The 18,066-nt window shown below is 69.6% G+C and carries 18 protein-coding genes, 2 tRNA genes and 2 pseudogenes; 12 read left to right on the top strand and 10 right to left on the bottom strand.

Annotated elements, in window-relative coordinates:
* The first annotated feature begins 450 nt into the window (after window positions 1-450).
* A complete protein-coding gene (locus ACYVO6_RS31100; RefSeq protein WP_461066996.1) occupies window positions 451-1,227 on the top strand; it encodes a ribonuclease BN in 777 nt (258 codons plus the stop codon).
* 97 nt (window positions 1,228-1,324) lie between these two features.
* Window positions 1,325-1,642 (top strand): hypothetical protein, encoded by a 318-nt coding sequence (locus tag ACYVO6_RS31095; protein WP_461066994.1) that lies wholly within the window; start codon window positions 1,325-1,327, stop codon window positions 1,640-1,642.
* A 366-nt stretch (window positions 1,643-2,008) separates the two neighbouring features.
* Here the strand turns inward: ACYVO6_RS31095 and ACYVO6_RS31090 are convergent, their stop codons facing one another.
* A complete protein-coding gene (locus tag ACYVO6_RS31090) occupies window positions 2,009-2,836 on the bottom strand; it encodes an SDR family NAD(P)-dependent oxidoreductase (protein WP_461066992.1) in 828 nt (275 codons plus the stop codon).
* 157 nt (window positions 2,837-2,993) lie between these two features.
* On the opposite strand from ACYVO6_RS31090, the pseudogene ACYVO6_RS31085 reads away from it, so the two are divergent.
* From ACYVO6_RS31085 to ACYVO6_RS31070, 4 genes and pseudogenes are all read left to right on the top strand, one after another.
* Window positions 2,994-3,544: pseudogene (locus tag ACYVO6_RS31085) on the top strand ((2Fe-2S)-binding protein); the annotation flags it as partial.
* Window positions 3,545-4,131: 587 nt separating this feature from the next.
* Window positions 4,132-4,305, top strand: coding sequence for a hypothetical protein (locus ACYVO6_RS31080; RefSeq protein WP_461066990.1), 174 nt, complete (start codon window positions 4,132-4,134; stop codon window positions 4,303-4,305).
* Between the two features lie 216 nt (window positions 4,306-4,521).
* Entirely contained in the window at window positions 4,522-5,328 is an 807-nt protein-coding gene (locus tag ACYVO6_RS31075) for an SGNH/GDSL hydrolase family protein (protein ID WP_461066988.1), read from the top strand.
* 31 nt (window positions 5,329-5,359) lie between these two features.
* A complete protein-coding gene (locus tag ACYVO6_RS31070; RefSeq protein WP_461066986.1) occupies window positions 5,360-5,701 on the top strand; it encodes a DUF3533 domain-containing protein in 342 nt (113 codons plus the stop codon).
* A gap of 70 nt (window positions 5,702-5,771) precedes the next feature.
* Here ACYVO6_RS31070 and ACYVO6_RS31065 read toward each other — a convergent pair whose 3' ends face one another.
* Window positions 5,772-6,347, bottom strand: coding sequence for a PadR family transcriptional regulator (locus tag ACYVO6_RS31065; RefSeq protein WP_184991248.1), 576 nt, complete (start codon window positions 6,345-6,347; stop codon window positions 5,772-5,774).
* A 132-nt stretch (window positions 6,348-6,479) separates the two neighbouring features.
* Here ACYVO6_RS31065 and ACYVO6_RS31060 point away from each other — a divergent pair, with 132 nt between their 5' ends.
* Together ACYVO6_RS31060 and ACYVO6_RS31055 are read left to right on the top strand one after the other, a co-directional pair.
* Entirely contained in the window at window positions 6,480-6,872 is a 393-nt protein-coding gene (locus ACYVO6_RS31060) for a nuclear transport factor 2 family protein (RefSeq protein ID WP_461066983.1), read from the top strand.
* Between the two features lie 23 nt (window positions 6,873-6,895).
* Window positions 6,896-7,129, top strand: a complete 234-nt coding sequence (locus tag ACYVO6_RS31055; protein ID WP_461066981.1) for an NAD(P)-binding protein — start codon at window positions 6,896-6,898, stop codon at window positions 7,127-7,129.
* 166 nt (window positions 7,130-7,295) lie between these two features.
* On the opposite strand, the pseudogene ACYVO6_RS31050 reads toward ACYVO6_RS31055, so the two are convergent.
* The 6 genes and pseudogenes from ACYVO6_RS31050 to ACYVO6_RS31025 all read right to left on the bottom strand — a co-directional run.
* Window positions 7,296-7,598: pseudogene (locus tag ACYVO6_RS31050) on the bottom strand (ISL3 family transposase); the annotation flags it as partial.
* Between the two features lie 217 nt (window positions 7,599-7,815).
* On the bottom strand, window positions 7,816-8,154 hold the full coding sequence (locus ACYVO6_RS31045) for a hypothetical protein (protein ID WP_461066979.1): 339 nt from the start codon (window positions 8,152-8,154) through the stop codon (window positions 7,816-7,818).
* A 47-nt stretch (window positions 8,155-8,201) separates the two neighbouring features.
* Window positions 8,202-8,804, bottom strand: coding sequence for a hypothetical protein (locus tag ACYVO6_RS31040; RefSeq protein WP_461066977.1), 603 nt, complete (start codon window positions 8,802-8,804; stop codon window positions 8,202-8,204).
* The gene (locus tag ACYVO6_RS31035; protein ID WP_206439088.1) at window positions 8,801-9,370 is read right to left on the bottom strand and encodes an RNA polymerase sigma factor; all 570 of its coding nucleotides are present in this window, start codon (window positions 9,368-9,370) and stop codon (window positions 8,801-8,803) included. The genes ACYVO6_RS31040 and ACYVO6_RS31035 overlap by 4 nt, the downstream gene beginning before the upstream one ends.
* A gap of 514 nt (window positions 9,371-9,884) precedes the next feature.
* Window positions 9,885-9,960: transfer RNA gene (locus ACYVO6_RS31030), tRNA-Glu, on the bottom strand.
* A gap of 96 nt (window positions 9,961-10,056) precedes the next feature.
* Window positions 10,057-11,667 carry a metallophosphoesterase family protein gene (locus ACYVO6_RS31025; RefSeq protein ID WP_461066975.1) on the bottom strand — a complete coding sequence of 537 codons (1,611 nt, stop codon included), beginning with the start codon at window positions 11,665-11,667 and terminating at the stop codon, window positions 10,057-10,059.
* Between the two features lie 83 nt (window positions 11,668-11,750).
* On the opposite strand from ACYVO6_RS31025, the gene ACYVO6_RS31020 reads away from it, so the two are divergent.
* From ACYVO6_RS31020 to ACYVO6_RS31005, 4 genes are all read left to right on the top strand, one after another.
* Entirely contained in the window at window positions 11,751-12,101 is a 351-nt protein-coding gene (locus tag ACYVO6_RS31020; RefSeq protein ID WP_033321391.1) for a metallopeptidase family protein, read from the top strand.
* 168 nt (window positions 12,102-12,269) lie between these two features.
* A complete protein-coding gene (locus tag ACYVO6_RS31015) occupies window positions 12,270-12,803 on the top strand; it encodes a hypothetical protein (RefSeq protein ID WP_461067404.1) in 534 nt (177 codons plus the stop codon).
* Between the two features lie 239 nt (window positions 12,804-13,042).
* A complete protein-coding gene (locus ACYVO6_RS31010; protein ID WP_461066972.1) occupies window positions 13,043-15,253 on the top strand; it encodes a DEAD/DEAH box helicase in 2,211 nt (736 codons plus the stop codon).
* Window positions 15,254-15,543: 290 nt separating this feature from the next.
* Window positions 15,544-15,616 (top strand) — tRNA-Lys (locus ACYVO6_RS31005).
* Window positions 15,617-16,083: 467 nt separating this feature from the next.
* Here ACYVO6_RS31005 and ACYVO6_RS31000 read toward each other — a convergent pair.
* Both ACYVO6_RS31000 and ACYVO6_RS30995 read right to left on the bottom strand, forming a co-directional pair.
* A complete protein-coding gene (locus ACYVO6_RS31000; RefSeq protein WP_461066970.1) occupies window positions 16,084-16,620 on the bottom strand; it encodes a hypothetical protein in 537 nt (178 codons plus the stop codon).
* Window positions 16,621-16,661: 41 nt separating this feature from the next.
* A complete protein-coding gene (locus ACYVO6_RS30995; RefSeq protein ID WP_461066968.1) occupies window positions 16,662-17,747 on the bottom strand; it encodes a hypothetical protein in 1,086 nt (361 codons plus the stop codon).
* Window positions 17,748-18,066: the final 319 nt, after the last annotated feature.

Raw genomic sequence — 18,066 nt, 5'->3', positions numbered from 1 at the left:
GGCGCTCTGGGGCGACACGGGTTGCCTCGGCGACACGGGCTGTCTCGGGAAGCATGCGACCGACGTCAGGGATGCACCACTGCGCGCGTCCATCGCAACGTCACCATCGTGGTCCGGCGCGGCACACCGCAGCGCGCCGCGGTGAACGCGGTCGTCGCAGCACTACGCGACCATCCCGAGATCCCGGCCCTGACCCCACAGGGGCCGCCGAGCCGGTAGCAGATCCGGAGCCCGCGGGGGACGCTGGTAGCAGCCACCTGCGAGGCAAGGGTCCGCCCGATGCGGGGACAAGCCCGCAGGTCGGAGCACGGGAACAGGACGAGGTGACCACGTATGCGCCGCCACGGGGTCGTGTCGCCGGGCGACGGCGGGCCCGCAGAGCCCAGGAGTCACCCTCGCGGCCGCGGGCACTGGTGGAGGGAACTGGGCCGATTCCTCCATACCAAGTGGGTGCGCGTATGGCGGCGCGGCAGGGAAGTGGAGCTGATGCACCGGGCCATGGGCTTCGCCGCCCTGGGACTGGTGACGATCGCCCCGCTGCTGATCGTGGTCGCGGCGGCCGCCCCGATCCAGGAACGCGGCTTCGCCCTGTGGGTCGTGGACGGCATGGGGTTGTCCGGGCGCCCCGCCGACGCCGTGCAGGACGTCTTCTCCGCACCTCGCATGGTCCTGAGCACGACCAGCGTCCTGAGCGTGGTGTTGCTCGCGCTCTTCGGTGTGCCGTTCGCGGGCAGTGTCCAGACCGGTTACGAAAAGGTGTGGGACCTGGCGGCCGGGCGCTGGCACACCGTATGGCGACGCGCGGTGTGGCTCACCGCTCTGACGGTCTACCTCTTCGCCGAAGCGCAGAGCGGGGCAGCCCTGGGCTCGGGAACCCTGCGCTCATCGGTCCGGATCGGGCTGAGCGCGCTGTTCGGCGTGCTCTTCTTCTGGTGGGGGCAGCGTTTCCTGCTGGGCGGCCGGATCCCCTGGCGTGCCCTCCTGCCGGGCGCCATCGCCACGATGGTGGGCCTGGGAGGCCTGCGCGCGTTCTCTTCCCTGGTCTTCTCCCCGCTCATCGTCACCAACGCGGTCTCCTACGGGGCGGTCGGCACCGTCCTGATCGTGACGTCCTGGCTCGTCGGCGTCGGCTTCGTCGTCTTCGGCGGCGCCCTCATCGGCCGCTACTGGTACGTCCACGAACCGCACCACATCCCGCACCCGCACATCCCCACCCGGAAGCCCTGAATCGCTGCCCTCTTCGGCCGCTCGTGGCCGTTCCGGCCCTGGGATCGGCGTCGATGAGCACGGTGACCGGACCGTAGTTGACGGCTAACGTTATGGAGTGGCAACCGAGTTGGACGGCGAAGCGGACATGGAGGGGCGAGGGATGAAACGGCTACGGGGGATCGGCGTGGCGGTGGCCGCCGGAGCGGCGGCGCTGCTGCTCGCGGGATGCAACAACGCACCGACGGATTACAGCGAGATCGTCACGTTCACCGACGAGCACGGCCGCGCCTGCACCGCGGCGGTGGTCGTCGACCAGGAGCAGAACGAAGGCGACGACTACGAACTCTCCACCCTCGACTGCGACTACCCCCCGGAGGGCCAAGTGCCGGGGGACACCCGCTACCTGCCCCTGCCGGAGCGGGGTGAAGAGTGATCGGCATCAGCCACCGCAGCAGAGAGCGGGGCCGCCGCGTTCAGCGTAAAAGACTGTCCGACCTGCAATAACGCAGAGTGATTGTGTGCCCCCAACGGGGATGTACGCAGATGGTTGCAGGTCTGACCAGCGCTTTCCGGTGGGGCGGCTCGTGGTGGAGGGGTGCTTCTGGCCTGCGGCGTGGGACGGGGCCCGGTGAAGCGGGATGCGGATCCGGAGGACGTCACGGGCCGGTCGAGCGCGTCCTTCGCAACTCCCGACCAGCACAACTACGACCTCACGACCTGAACGGCGATCTTCCCTCAGCGGGAGCTACATCCGATTCCTTTGGTGTGCGGGAAGGATGGCCGGAGAGGTCCGGCTCGGTCACGCGGCCTGTCCGCCCTGCGCCCGGATCGACAGGTCGCCCCAGTCGGCCCAGGTCTTGAGCCGGTCGGCGTAGACCTGCGGGAGCATCTGGTTGCCCTGGGTGCCGAAGAAGACGCGCAGCGGCGGGTAGTCGGAGTCGACGATCTCCAGCAGCGCCTCGCTTGCGGCGGTGGGGTCGCCGAAGTCGAGGCTCTGGACGAACGCGTCGAGTTGTTCGCGAACGCCGTCGTAGGCGGGGTTGGCGGAGACGTGAACGGCGGAAGGGCCGCCCCAGTCGGTGGCATAGGCGCCGGGCTCGACCAGTGTCACCTTGATGCCGAGGCCGGAGACCTCCTGGGCGAGCGATTCGGTCAGGCCCTCCAGGGCCCACTTGGAGGCGTGGTAGCCGCCGAGCAGCGGCCAGGCCGCCACACCGCCGGTGGAGGAGATCTGCACGACGTGGCCGGAGCCCTGCTCGCGCAGGTGGGGCAGCGCCGCCTGGGTGACCCACAGTGCGCCGAAGAGGTTGGTTTCCAGTTGGTCGCGCAGTTGCCGTTCGGGCAGTTCCTCGACGGCGCCGAACAGGCCATAGCCCGCGTTGTTGACGATCACGTCGAGGCGGCCGAAGTGATCGTGGGCCCGCTCGACACTCGCGAAGACCGCGGCCTTGTCGGTCACGTCCAGCTTCAGGAGCAGGATTGCCTCCCCGTGGGCCGTGACGAGGTCGGTCAGCGTGGTGGTGTCGCGTGCGGTGGCGGCCACTTTGTCGCCGCGGGACAGGGCGGCTTCGACGAAGCGGCGGCCGAAGCCGCGGGAGGCGCCGGTGACGAACCAGACCTTGCTCATGGGGTACTTCCTCTTCGGTTTCAGTGTCTCGTGGTGTTCGGTCAGTTGGAGAACGCGGCGGTCAGCGGAGCCACCTGGTCCAGGAAGCGGTGTACGGCCTCGGCGTCGGCCTTCCCGGCGCACGTTCATCGCCACCACGACCGTCGATGGTGCCGTCGTGGCAGGCGGTCTGATCGCGGGGCCTGCTCCGTTCGACGCCGAGGCGGCCGCCGCGAGCCGCCGACGCGTGGCCGCCTGTCGTTGACCGTGAACGGCGAGCGGCACATCGTCACGGTCGACAACCGCACCTCGCTGCTGGACCTGCTGCGCGAGGACCTGGGCCTGCCCGGCACCAAGAAGGGCTGCAACGCCGGTGCCTGCGGCGCGTGCACGGTGCTGGTCGACGGCGAGCGCAGCGAGATGGGGGCCCCGGCCGGAGGCTGGGGGAGGGTCAACTCGTGCCTGACGCCGGCGGTTCGACTGCAAGGCGCCGAGGTCACGACCGTCGAGGGCCTGGCCAAGGGCGACCGGCTGCACCCGTTGCAGCAGGCGTTCATCGACCAGGACGCCTTCCAGTGCAGGTTCTGCACCCCCGGCCAGATCATGTCCGGAGTCGGCTGCATCCAGGAGGGCCACACGGGCTCCCCCGCCGAGATCCGCGAATGGATGAGCGGGAACATCTGCCGCTGCGGCTGCTACGTGAAGATCGTGCGCGCGGTTGACCGGGCGGGCGCGCTGGCGGTGTTCTTTCAGTTCCTTGAGCTGCGGCACAAGGTCGAGCTGCACAACCTTACCGGCCGTGTGGTCGAGTGCCCGCTGGATGAGATGAACCGGCCGCGGGCCTCGGTGGAACCGCAACTGCGGATCCCGCCCAGCGAAGCGGAGATCGAGGCGCTGTTCGCCGGATGGCGCGAGGAGCTGGTGACCTGCGCTCGACGTCGTGTGGCAGCGCTCACCGCACCGCGCGGTAGGCGTTGCGGATCGTGCCGGTGTAGGTGTCGGCCAGACCCGCTCGGAAGGAGACCGTGCCGGGCCTGGCCGGGTGGGTGAGGGGCAGGTACCGCCGACCGGTACGGTCCGTGTGGACGGTGACCGGATTCCAGGCGTGGCCGCCGTCACATGACACGCGCACCGTCAGCGACTTGGAGTTGGCCTTTGGCGGCGGCCGGACCAGGTGTCGCCTGCGAAGGAGCCGATTACCTTAGAGCCGGAGGTGAGCCGGGGGATGGCGGCCTGGCCGTAGGCGTTGTCGCCCGGGCCGTCGGAGCGCATCAGCACACACGTTGAAGTACCCACCGGCCCGCAGGCCGCCGGCGATGGACGTCGGCGACGGCCGGGCCGTGGACGCCACCGTTGAAGGTGACCCGGTACGGGCGGTTCGGCGCGAAACGGCGGGCGGTGGCGAAGCCGACCGCGTCCTCGTCGTGCATGCCGTTGACGACCAGGGCGCTCAGGTACCAGCGCAGACCGTGGTCGGTGCTCAGGTCTGAAGAGGGAATGGGCGGTGAGGTCGGCGCGGGACCGAGGCGGTGGACTGCGGCGGTGGACCGCCCTCGACGGCCTCAGCTCCTGCCTGAGCGGCGTCACTTTGCAGGAAGGTGAGCCCGCAGCTATCGTCATATTCAACAATGCGACTAGGTGCCCAGTTGTCTATCGATGGCCGTGTGCCACTTCCATCAGCAGCGTTGACGAGAGGCGGCCGCCCCGTGTCGAGCAGTGGGTATCTGCGCTATGTCGCCCTGGGCGACAGTCACACCGAGGGGCTCGGGGACGGCGACGACGTCCGTGGTCTTCGGGGCTGGGCGGACCGGCTCGCCGAGCAGGTCGCCCGCCACAGCCCCGGCCTGCTCTACGCCAACCTCGCGGTGCGCGGCCGTAAGGCCGGTCAGGTGCGCGCCGAGCAGCTCGCTCCGGCTCTCGCGATGCGGCCCGACCTCGCCACCGTGGTGGCTGGGGTCAACGACGTGTTGCGCCCGGGCTGCGACCTCGACGAGGTGGCCGGCCATGTTGAGGCGATGTTCGCCGCCCTCACGGCGCAGGGCGCCACCGTCGCGACCCTCATGTTTCCCGATGTCGGGCGTATCACGCCGTTGGCCCGCCCGATCGGTCACCGTGTTCTCGCACTCAACGCGCGCATCCGGGAGGCCGCCGACCGCCACGGCGTGGTGGTGGCGGAGACGGCCGCGCACGCGGCGGCGACCGACCCGCGGTTGTGGAGTGCTGACCGGCTGCACGCCGGCCCGCTGGGACACACGCGCATCGCGGCTGCCGTGGCCCAGGCGCTCGGTCTGCCGGGCAGCGACGACAAGTGGACCCTTCCCCTTCCGGCCGAGGGGACGGACATCTCTGCCTGGAGGGCCGTGGGTGCCGAACTGCGCTGGGCCGGCGCCTTCCTCGGCCCTTGGGTCGGCCGCCGCCTGCGTGGCCGCTCCTCCGGCGACGGCCGCCAGGCCAAGCGGCCGGCGCTGCTTCCGGTGGCCGCGTCCGCTGGGGACACCTCCCCATCGGTGTGATGCTCTGGCTTGTGCCCTCAGCAGCACGCTCATGCCGGGGATGCTGTTCATCACGATCTTCTACATCGCCATGGCGGTACCGACGTCCGGCGCCACGGTCCCCCTCCAGGCACTCCCCGGCTTCCACCGCGTCTTCGGCGAGTTCCAGCCCCTGCGTCAGATCACCGGCGTCGTCCGCTCCATCCTCTACTACGACGCCCAGGGCGACGCCGGACTGCCCCGAGGCTGGGTGATCCTGGGCTTGGGACTCGCGGTCGCGTGCCTCTCCGGCTTCGGCGTGACCCGGTTCTACGACCGCAAGGGACTGCATCGCAATCCCGCCGACAAGGAACCGCAGCCGGTCCTCGCTCGGACATGGACCGACGACCCCTGAGAGGCCGGGCTGCTCACACCCGTCCAGTTCATCACTTTGTTGACTAACTGTGTGGGTGGGACCGTCGCAGTCAGCCGTCGGCCCGGAGCGCGGCCGTGCGCTGCTCGAGCCTGCGCAGCGCCATGTCCCCCCACTGGAGGTTCTCCCGCTCGAACGACATCCCGCGCAGCAGGGTGAGATACGGGCCGATGCGCTCGGCCTCGGCGAAATACGCCTCCTCCGAGCGCCCGTCGAGCAGACGCTGCCGGAGCCTCTCGTAGCGGGCCAGCTTGGCGGTGGCCCACTCCATGCGCTCGGCGATGGCAGTCCGGACCGCTTCCATGTCACCCGCGTCCAGGCACTGCACCTTGACAAGCAACTCGTCCCGGATCACCGCCGGTTTACCCAAGGGCTCGGCGGTGTAGGCGTGGACGGCCTTCCGCCCGGCCTCCGTCAAGGAGAACAGTCGCTTGTTGGGGCGGCGCTCCTGCTCGACGACGCGGGCCGTGACGAGTCCTTCGGCCTCCATGCGATCCAGCTCCCGGTAGAGCTGCTGAGGCGTCGACATCCAGAAGTTGGCGACCGTCGCGTCGAACGCCTTCGCGAGGTCGTACCCGGACGCCTCGCCCTCCAACAGCGCGGCCATCACCGCGTTCCGCAAAGCCATGGATGCACGCTAGCACCGCTGTGATTAGTCAACAAGGTGACTAATAGTCACCCCTTCCCTGTAGACAAGCCCTAACGAGCCCTCTAATCTCCACCACATCTATTCACATTGTTGAGTATCAGAGGTGGGCTCATGCATCCCTTCCGCAAGGCCGTCGAGAGCGACGACCTGGAGGCCGTGGCCGCTCTGCTGGCCGACGACGTCGTCTTCACCAGCCCCGTCACCTTCAAGCCGTACCCGGGCAAGGCCATCACCGCCGCGATCCTGCGCGGCGTGCTCCGGGTCTTCGAGGACTTCACCTACATCCGTGAGATCGCCAACCCCGACGGCCGCGATCACGCCTTCGTCTTCACCGCCACCGTCGCCGGCAAGCAGCTCCAGGGATGCGACTTCCTGCACTTCGACGACGACGGGAAGATCGACGAGTTCACGGTGATGGTGCGCCCGCTCTCCGCCGCCCAGGCGCTCGGCGAGGCCATGGGCGCTCAGTTCGAGCAGATCGCCCGAGAGGCCGCCGAACAGTAACCACGACGACGGACTTCGACGCGGTGGTCATCGGCGCGGGCAACGCCGGACTGACCGCCGCCACCCTCCAACGCGCGGGACTGCGCACCCTCCTGGTGGAACGCCACAACGTCCCCGGCGGCTGCGCCACCTCCTTCCGACGAGGCCTCTTCGAGTTCGAGACGGCGCTGCACCAACTGTCCGGAGTCGGCCTCGAAGGCCAGTCGTACACGCTGCGCGGGCTGTTCGAGAAGCTGGGCGTCGCTGACTCGCTGTAGTTCGTCCAGGAGCACGACCTGTACCGCGCCGTGGTACCCGGCCGGCACGATGTGACCCTGCCCGCCGACTGGGCCGGCGCCGTGGACGCCCTGGAGGACGCCTTCCCCAGCAACCGCGCCCGCGTCGAGCGTTTCTTCGCGCTCGCCAGGGACGTGACGGAGCCGTCACGGCACACGACCCAACGCCGATCACGCGGGGCGTCCGCCCGGTGGGCAACGGGATGCGCAGCAGGGCGCGCAGGGCCGTGTGGCGAGACAGGCCCGCCGCGAGTATCGCCGGCGAACGAGATCCCGCCCGGCCCGCCAACTCCTTGACCACAGCCTTGACTTGCCTGGTCAGACGGGCCGTGCGTCGCTGGTAACGCTCAAACACTCCGGGCATCTGCTCGCGGAAGGTCTGCCGGCAGCCGCGCGTGGGACACACCAAGCGCCGCACCCGCACACGGACGTCGAGGACGGCTGCCCGTCCGCCGCCTCTGCTCGACGAGATCGGGCGCTGCGCGGACGAGACCAGGCGGACGTTCACCGACGGTGTGCTGGTCGTCATGGACGACATCGTCGCCCGCCTGGCGCCTGACGATCCGCCCTCCGCGCGCGAAGGCGCTCAGCGTCTTCGCCATGATGGTCGGGACATTCCATGGCCCGTGAGCGCCGGCGCCGAGCCGGTCGGCCACGTCCCCCCTCGGCTACGCCCGAGCCTCGACCGCCCGGCAGTCCCTGGACGCACAGCCGGACTCCCTCGCCGAGGCCGGCGTGACCCGGGTCTTCTCCGAGAAGAGATCTCCACCCGCGCCACCACGCGCCCCGAACTGGAGGCCGCCGTCAAACTCGCCGGAGAGATCCGCTCCTCCGGTGTACGCGTCACCCTCGTCGTCCACGAGCACAAGCGGCTCGGCCGCGGCATCGAACTCGCCATGCTCGCCGAGGAGCTGAAGGCCAGCGACGTCGGTCTGGAGTTCCTCACCGGGGAGCTCAAGGGCTCCCACGATCCCTCCGGCAATCGTGTTCACCGTGCTGGCGGCCATGTCCGGTATGGAGCGCGAGTACATCCAGCGCATGCGTTGGCCAACGGTCACGAAGCCGGGTACGCCTGGTTGTAGAGGCTCCGCAGTGCGGTGGTGGCCTCGGCGTCGCCGTAGCACGGCGGGATCTTGCCGTCCTTGGCGTAGACGAGGTAGGTCTCACCGACGGCGAACTCCTGCCCGAAGGACTCCATCTCGGCCTCCTGGTTTTTCGTGATCCGGACGGTGGAGGTGTCTCCGCCGCGGTACCAGTGGTCCACCCGGAGGCTGACCTGGTCGCCCTTGACGGAAGTGGCCGTGCCCTCGAAAGCGGTCGTGTACTTGTGCAGGGTCGCGACGTCCAGCTCAGCGCATGCGGTCATGGCGTCGCTCTTCTGGACGGTCAGGGTCAGCGGGGCGGCGGTGGCCGGCGGGGTGTCACCGCTCTGCGTGACTCCCCAGCTGATGCCGCCGCCGACCAGCAGGGCAGCGGCTGCCGCGGCGAGCATCAGGGGGCGGCGGCGGGGTCCGGTCGCGGTGCCGTGCGGGGTGTGGGTCATGGTGTCGGCGGTCATGGCGGCCTCCAGGAGACGGTTGAGATCGGGGGGAGGAGTCTTGGAGGTCAGCGCCGGGTCGGTGGCCTTCAGCTGGGCCAGCAGTTCGTCGTCGTTCACCGGTTGCTCCTTCCTTCAGCCGTCTCATGTCCGCTCTGGTCGGCGTTCTTTCGGTCGAGCAGGGCGGCGAGTCTCTTCTTCGCCCGGTGCAGTCGGATGCTGGCGGCGTTGGCGGTCAGCCGGGTCACCTCCGCGATCTGGCGCGGCGTCAGGCCCTCCCACGCCCAGAGCTCCACCACCTCACGGTCCAAGGCGTTGAGCGTGCCCAGTGCGGCGTGCAGTTCGGTGTGGTCGGCTTCCGCGTGGTCCGGCGGCGGTGCCGTACGGGTCAGCCGCTCCACCAGCCGCAGCCGGCGCCCTTGCGCCCGGCGGGCGTTGGACAGACAGCCGCGTGCGACGCCGTAACACCAGGGCAGCACCTCGTCGGCGTCGACCGGCGGCCCCTCACCGAGGCCGGGCACGTCCTCAAGACGGCGCCACAGGACGAGCATCGTCTCCGCGAGAATGTCATCGACCGCGTCGGCATCCGCCCGGCGCACCAGATATCGGTGCAGCGGTACGGCGACCGCGCGCGCCAGCGCCTCAAAGCGGACCTCTCGGGCCCGGGCAAGCTCCTGTTCCAGCATGGATTCCACGCCTCCACCTGTCCGGCACCGGCCGGTTCCTTTCACTGCCGCGGGAACGTCGTCACCACTGCCCGGGACGGACTGCGCCGAGACCGTCGGGGATTCTCGCACGGCCCCGGCTTCCGGTCCGCCGTCGCCCGCACGGCGAACATCGGATCACGGGCCATACCACCGCACCTGCAAACGGCTGGCTCGCAAAGGCCCCGCCACCCGGTCCGATGGGAAGCCGCCCTGGCAGAGGCGCAGGAAGTGGAGGTGCTGGAGAAGCAGCAGGTCCAAGCGATGCTGAAGGTACTCACCTGCCTCGCCGACCAGGCGGGAGAAGACGCAATCGCGACATACCCTGGGGGATTCGAACCCGTGCAAGCGAAAGAGGGGCCACATATCGGCGCTTGGGACGTCCGCCTGGGGATTCGCGAGCCACAGTGGACTAGACATCATCCAGCGCGACATAACGCGCTGAGTAAATGGAGCGTCAAAAGTGTGCCCTGACCTGCGATAACGCAGAGTAAGCTGGTGCCCCCAACGGGATTCGAACCCGTGCTACCGCCTTGAAAGGGCGGCGTCCTAGGCCGCTAGACGATGAGGGCGCGGCTCCGTCGGCCACTGAGGCCTGCCTGGGCGCCTCGCGGCGCGTCGGGGACGTCAGCAGCATATGGGATGTCGGGAGGGATCGGCAAAACGGATTAGGAGGAGGGAGAGGGAGAAGAGGAGGGCGAGGGGGAGCCAGGAGAAGGCGACGGGGAACCCGGCGACGGCGATGGGGAGCCAGGAGACGGCGACGGGGACGCGCCCGGCTGGTTCTCCTCCGGCAGGTGGCGGCTGACCTCCGCCGTGGTCAGGCCCAGGCCGCCGAGCTTGATCTCGTCCCAGGCCTGGAGGCGGCGGGTGTCCCGGTCCAGGTAGAGGATCGACGTCTCGATCGGGTCGGGGTACTTGCCCTCCAGCGCGCGCAGACCGCTCCCGCCCGTCGAACCCTCGATCCGCAGACGCGTGCCGTACTTCATGACCTCCATCTCCGGATGGTGGAGGTGGCCCGCCAGGACGAGCGGTACCTCGCCATCCACCTCGCGCGCGGCGTCCGGGTTGTGCGCGACGGCGATGTCCACGGGCGTGCCCGCCGCCTCCTGGTCGCGGAGCGCGGAGGCCAGGCGGGCGCCCGCCAGCTCCTCCGAGGCGGTCTGCGCCTCCGAGCGGTCGGGGGTGAACTGCGGGTCGCCCATGCCCGCGAACCGCAGGCCCGCGACCGACACGGCCCGCCCCTCGTCCAGTACGTGCACGTTCTTCATGCGCTCCAGATAGCTCTGCGTCTCCCGCGAATCGTGGTTGCCACGCACCCATACGTACGGAGCGCCCAGGTCGGCGGCCGGGTCCAGGAAGCCGTTCTCCGCCGTGCTGCCGTGATCCATGGTGTCGCCGGAGTCGACGATCACATTGATCTTGTACTGCTTCACCAGCGAGGCGATGATCTTCCAGCTCGCCGGGTTGAGATGGATGTCGGAGACGTGCAGAACGCGGATGGTGGAGGGGTCGGGGGCGTACGCGGGGAGTGTGGACGTGGCGTCGTACAGCTTCGTCACGTTCGTCACCAGGCGCGCCAACTCCTTCTGGTAGACGTCGAATTCGCTGACGATGCTGCGCGCGTTGCCGACGACCGAAGGGGCGGAGGACAGCAGACCCGAGAACTTGGGCTCAAGGACCGACTTCGGGTTCCAGGTCGCGAAGGCCGTCGCTCCGGAGGCCGCCAGGAGGGTGAGGGCCAGTCCGCCGGCCGCCAGAGCGCGGCGCGGGCGGCGGTAGACGGCGAGACCGAGCGCGGTCGCCCCGGAGACGACGGCGACGCCGGAGCGTACGGCCAGGTCGAGCGTGCCGTGGCCGACGTCACGGGTGACCTCGTCCTGGAGGCCGGAGAGCCGTTCGGGGTGGTCGACGAGGGCCTGGGAGCGGACGGGGTCGAGCTGGTCCACGTCGACGTCCAGGCGGATCGGCGCGACATGGCTGCGCAGTTCCAGGGCGCCCAGCGGCGAGACGTTGATCTTCGTGCCGCCGGTGAAGGAGGGGCGCAGGGTCATGGTGGTGTCCATGGGGCCGACCGGGGCGCGTACGTTCCCCACGATCAGCAGGCCCAGCCATGCGCCGACCAGGACGACGGTGACCAGGCCCAGGGCGCGCGTATAGGGGTGCGGCTGGTGGACGAGTTCGATGACCGGGTGCGTGCGGCGAGCGCGGTAGTGGCGTACGAGCGCACGTGGCGCCTTTCGTACGCGTTGCAGAGCGGCGGCGGGGACGCGGGCCATTGGTCCCGTATGCCCAAGTCCGGGGCCGGATATGCCGGGCCCTTCACCCCTCGTACGTGACCTCCGTACCTGACAATGGCTCTGTGCTGGAGATGACGCGCGAGGAGTTCGAGGAACTGGTCGCCGAAGCCCTGGACCGGATCCCGCCGGAGCTGACACGACTGATGGACAACGTGGCGGTGTTCGTCGAGGACGAACCGCCGAGCAATGATCCCGAGCTGCTCGGGCTGTACGAGGGGACTCCGCTGACGGATCGCGGCGAGTGGTACGCAGGCGTGCTGCCGGACCGGATCACCATCTACCGGGGGCCGACGCTGCGGATGTGCGAGTCGCGGGAGGACGTCGTGGCCGAGACGGAAGTGACGGTGGTTCATGAGATCGCCCATCACTTCGGGATCGACGACGCGCGGCTGCACGCCCTCGGGTACGGGTGAGGTGCGGATCAGGTCCGTACGTACGACTTCTGGCTTCGCATACGAATGAGATCCGTACCGTACGACTGTTGAAAACTGTCCTTCGGGCGGCGTGTCCTCTTGCGGGCGGCGGGAGTTGGGCAGGGGGACTGCTTGTCCCCGCCCCGGAGGTGGCTGCCTGTGCGCGCCATGTACGTACCCGTCCGTCTGGCCGCCGCGGCCCTGGCCGTCGCGGCGAGCACCGGCTGTATGAACGTCAGTGATGACGACGACGATGCGAGCGGGGCCAGGCCGTCGCACTCCGCGGAGCGGCGGGGTGGTGAGGCGCCGGACGGCGGTTCGGCGGTGACGGGCGGCGGCGGTGGCTCCGGGCACGGCGGGGCGGGTGACGAACAACACGGTTCGGCGGAGCCCGGTGAGTCGGGGGATGCCCATCCCCAGGACGGGGACGGGCCGACCTCGCCGTCGCCGGACGACGGGAGCGGATCCTCGTCGCCGACCGAGCCGGGGAAGAAGAAGCCGAAGCCGCAGGTGCCCGAGCCGACCAGGGCGCAGCCCTCCCCGACCCGTACGACTCCGACTCCCGGGCCGAAGCCGCCGAAGGAGTCGCCCACGCCGTCGCCCGCCCCGACCACCGCAGAGCCGTCGTCCTCGGCGCACCCGGAGCCCACGTCGCAGCTCGCGCAGCGGGAGCCGGCGCCGCAGGCGGGCGTGAGCGGATGAGCAGGCCGACCATGGCTGACCTGGGGTTATCGGCCCAGCTTGCCTCTCGATTTGCCTTGAGGGTGGGAGGGTGCGTATCTTGGTAGATCGTTTGATCCCATTTGCCCGGCGCCAACGCAGAGCGCGCCGTGTGGCGCGTACTCTCCCTTGCCGTGGCTGGATCGCATTGAGGCGGTCGATTTGCGAACACGGAGTTGACGGGCGCGTGCCGACGAGACTCCGGAAGGTTTCGCATTCGCATGTCCATTTCCAGTACTGATCACATCGTCGTGCCCGAGAACGAGGCCGTCGAAGTGCCCGAGGCCGCCGAGGCGACCCCTGAGACCCCCGAGGTCACCTTCGGCGACCTGGGTCTGCCCGACGGCATCGTGCGCAAGCTCGCGCAGAACGGCGTGACCACCCCCTTCCCGATCCAGGCCGCGACCATCCCGGACGCCCTGGCCGGCAAGGACATCCTCGGCCGTGGCCGCACCGGCTCCGGCAAGACCCTCTCCTTCGGTCTGCCGCTGCTCGCGCAGCTGTCCGGCGGTCACACCGAGAAGAAGAAGCCCCGCGGCGTCATCCTCACCCCGACCCGTGAGCTCGCGATGCAGGTCGCGGACGCCCTCCAGCCGTACGGCGACGTGCTCGGCCTGAAGATGAAGGTCGTCTGCGGCGGTACGTCGATGGGCAACCAGATCTACGCCCTCGAGCGCGGCGTCGACATCCTCGTCGCCACGCCCGGCCGGCTGCGCGACATCATCAGCCGCGGCGCCTGCTCCCTCGAGAACGTCCAGGTCGCCGTGCTCGACGAGGCCGACCAGATGTCCGACCTGGGCTTCCTGCCCGAGGTCACCGAACTCCTCGACCAGGTCCCGCCCGGCGGCCAGCGCATGCTGTTCTCCGCCACGATGGAGAACGAGATCTCCACGCTGGTCAAGCGCTACCTGAGCAACCCGGTCACGCACGAGGTCGACAGCGCCCAGGGCAACGTCACGACGATGTCCCACCACATCCTCGTCGTGAAGCCCAAGGACAAGGCGCCGGTCACCGCCGCGATCGCCTCCCGCAAGGGCCGCACGATCATCTTCGTACGTACGCAGTTGGGCGCCGACCGTATCGCCGAGCAGCTCCGTGACGCGGGCGTGAAGGCCGACGCGCTGCACGGCGGTATGACGCAGGGCGCGCGGACGCGGACGCTGGCCGACTTCAAGGACGGTTACGTCAACGCGCTCGTCGCCACCGACGTCGCCGCCCGCGGTATCCACGTGGACGGCATCGACCTGGTCCTGAACGTCGACCCGGCCGGTGACCACAAGGACTACCTGCACCGTTCCGGCCGTACGGCCCGCGCGGGCCGCTCCGGCACGGTCGTGTCGCTGTCCCTGCCGCACCAGCGGCGGCAGATCTTCCGCCAGATGGAGGACGCGGGCGTCGACGCCACGCGCCACATCATCCAGGGCGGTGCGGCCTTCGACCCGGAGGTCGCGGAGATCACCGGCGCCCGGTCGATGACCGAGGTGCAGGCCGAGTCCGCGGGCAACGCCGCGCAGCAGGCCGAGCGCGAGGTCGCCCAGCTCACCAAGCAGCTGGAGCGCGCGCAGCGGCGTGCCTCCGAGCTGCGCGAGGAGGCGGACCGACTGCTCGCCCGCGCCGCGCGCGAGCGGGGCGACGACCCTGAGGCCGCGCTCGCCGAGGCCGCCGCCGTCGTGGAGGCCGCCGCGGCCGAGGCCGCCCTGGCCGCCTCCGTGCCGGAGCAGCCGAGCGCGCCGACGCGCGAGGAGCGCTCGTCGTACGAGCCGTCGCGTCAGCGCCGTGACGAGCGGGGCGGCAGCGGCTACGAGCGCCGGGACCGGCGTGACGGTGACCGTGGTGGGTTCCGCCGTGACGACCGGCGCGACGGTGACCGTGGTGGTTTCCGCCGTGACGAGCGTCGTGATGGTGACCGTGGCGGTTTTCGCCGGGATGACCGTCCGTCGGGCGGCTCGGGTGGTTTCCGTCGCGATGACCGGCGTGACAACGACCGGGGTGGCCGTTCGTTCGACCGTCGTGACGGTGAGCGTGGTGGCTTCCGCCGCGACGACCGCCGTGACGAGCGTCGTGATGGCGACCGTCCGTCGGGTGGTTTCCGTCGGGACGAGCGTCGTGATGGTGACCGTGGCGGTTTCCGTCGGGATGACCGTCCGTCGGGCGGCTCGGGCGGGTTCCGTCGCGATGACCGCCGTGACGGCGACCGTCCCACCGGTGGCTTCCGCCGGGACGACCGTCCCTCCGGCCACCGGGGCAGCGACCGCCCGTTCAACCGCGACCGTCAGGGCGACCGTCCCACCGGCGGCTTCCGTTCCGGCGGCCACGACCGCCCGCACGGCCGTCGTGACGACCACCGTGGCGCCGGCTCCGGTACGGGTACGGGCTCCGGCTCCTCCTTCGGCCGCCGCGACGACAAGCCGCGCTGGAAGCGCAACGGCTGACCTGACCCTTACCCGGAGGGCCCGGACGACTTCGGTCGTCCGGGCCCTCCGGCGTTCGCGGGCCGCAAGCGAGACGACCGACCGTTCGCCGCCACTTGGTGGTACGCCTCGGCCCGCGACTGGTTCCTCAACCCGGACCACGAACACACCCGCACCCACGAGGCGTCCCGCGCGAACACCCCGGAACCGGTAGATCCCTGACGCTTCCACCCACCCACCGTGGCCGGGACCCCGATACCCGATCGGAGACCCGGCCACGTCGGGCTATGCTCGGGGAAGCAACATCGCCAGGGCCCTTAGCTCAATTGGCAGAGCAGTGGACTTTTAATCCATTGGTTGTGGGTTCGAGTCCCACAGGGCCTACGGGTGGTAGGCGGGGGATATGCCCTCTGACCTGCTACGCAGCGTCCGTGTCGGCTTCGGCTGGCTCGGGCGCTGACTCGTTTTCGGGCCCGTGCGTGAGCGATGCGTGAGCGGATGTTCGGGGGCACACCAGGTCGGCGAGCGAGGCTAGGGCGGTGAAGGCAGAGACGCCGGATCCGATTGTCGCGGTGCGCTTGCCCGCGTATCGGGCGCGGAGGGCGGACCGGTGCCGACCGCATGGACGAGCACGCCGAATTGCCCAGCAGTCGCACCGCCTGGTCTCCTGCTCCACCTCGGCCAGGGGCTGCGACATTGTCTGCAGCAGCTCGGCAAACCGGTCCTCGATGTGCGGCACCTCCAGCCCGCCCGCAGCGGGAACTCTCTCTCGCGTGCACTGAAGGATGACCCTCTCCTGGTAGGAGTCTGTGATCAGGTGACCTGTAATCGAGGGCTTGCGCTGCTTCCGATTACTGTGAGTATCTGTCAGGGCGGCCTCGGGTGGCCCTTTGTGTTGCGGTGTCGGGATCGATGTCTCGGTGCCGTAGCCGCGCGCGGACCCTCTCCCACCGCTCAGCGGGCAGCTTCCACCTGATCACCGATCCGGTGTCGCTTGCGGAGAAGGAGACTCCTGATCCCGTCGGCCCCCAGATCTCTGCGGAGATGGTGTGCGGCACGAGGGTGATGAACCATTCGCGCTGCCGTTCGTCCGTCAAGTCCAGGACTACGGCGGTCTCCCCTTCCCGGGCCCCCGTCGCGTCGGCGATGGCGGTGAGGGCGACCTGGGCATCCGAAGGCCAGGGGAGGTCGGAAATGAGATCAATGTCCGTCGAAGCCGCGTCAGGTGCCACCTCCCGGATCACCTCTTCAACCACTGTCGGCGCTGTTTCGGGGGCGGTGCCTTCCAGAAGGAAGAGGTCAAGCGGACGTGGCCTTTGGCCACTGCGGCTTCCAAAGGGCCGCGCGAATTCGGTGAGTGCGCGCGTGAGTGAACGTTTGGCGGACATCGGGCTGCCGTCTCCTCCGGTGAGGTTCTGCGCGGATCGCTTCATCGGGTGTGGTCGCCGGGGGCGTACTTCTTCCAGGTTCCTCCGGCTTGGGCGGCGACGGCCTCGGTGTGGACGGCGTGGTAGCCGAGCATTCCCGCAATGACCGAGGGCGGCGCCTGGAGGACGAGCTGCCGCAGGGTGGCGGTCCGGCCGTGGAGGGTGGGGATGCCCGCGGTGGTGAGTCGCTTGCCGAGGGTGGCGGGGTTCATGGGCTGTCCGGCCCGGCGTCCGGGGAAGAGCCAGTCGCTGGCGGGAAGGGTGCCGCCTGGCCGGTTCGGCCGTGCGGTGCGTATGTAGTCGAGGAGCACGCCGGCGAGGGGCTCGGGAACTGGTGTGGGCGGATCGCCGAGGCGGAGTATGACCTGGTCACCGTCGTGCTGGACGTCGTGGACGGTGAGCCGGACGAGCCGGCGGACCGGTTGGGCATAGAGGAGGATCAGGGCGGCCGCGACCCGTTCCATGAGCGGGAGATCGTCGCTGGTCATGACTTTGCGGATCAGGGCGATGCGGTTGTGCTGGCTGATCGGGGCCGGGTTCTCGGTGCGGATCGTGGGGACCTTCAACCGGGGCATTACCTGGTGGTCCATGCTCCAGCGCAGGAACGATTGGACGACGCGGCGGGCGGTGGCGTCCTCGGCGAACCAGGCGTCGAGGTCGGCCTGGGTGCACTCGCTGATGGCGCGGTTCCGCTCGGCGAGCCAGGTGAGGAAGGCGGCTGCCTGGATGAGCCGGGCACGGGCGGAGGTGACGGCCCCGGAGCCGAGGGGCCGCTTGGCGGCGGTGACCCGGAGCTTGCGCAACAGGTGCCAGGTGGCGAAGCGGTTCAGGAGCTGGCGGTGTTCCACGTCCTCAACGGTGTCGAGCCATTCGGGCAGCCAACGTTCGAACAGCAGCAGGTGCCGGTCACGGTGAGGCAACACGCCGGAATGCATGAGCAGATCACGGACGTGGGCTACCGACCGCCAGGGCGACAGAGCGCTCAAGCCGTCGTGGGTGAGCGGTACTTCGCCGAGGGCGAGTGCGCGCAGGATCTGCTGGACGTGCGGCTTGCCGACCCAGGTCAGCGTTGCCTTGGGACGAGGCACTGACCTGACCTCGTCGAAGAAGGGAACAAGTTCGGGCCGAACGCGGCCGGTGCCGTCGTCAAGGAGCTCTTCCAGGCGTTCGGCCAGGACGCAGTTCCCGCATACTCCGCGCAGGTAGCGGCGGGCCTCGCGGCCACAGCGTTCGCAGTGGAACTCACCCAGGCCGCCTGCGCAGTTGGTGCACCACCGGCCGCCGTCTGGTGCGATGCCCGGGGTGAGACGGTCGACGCCGCAGCCGACGCACTGCCCGTAGGTCTCTAGTAGGACTCCGTTAGGTCTGTGTGTCGACCGTCTTCAGGGGCATGTTGAGTGAGTGGAC

This window comes from Streptomyces pseudoechinosporeus (assembly GCF_054783935.1).
This window is presented reverse-complemented; position numbering and strand designations above follow the sequence as displayed.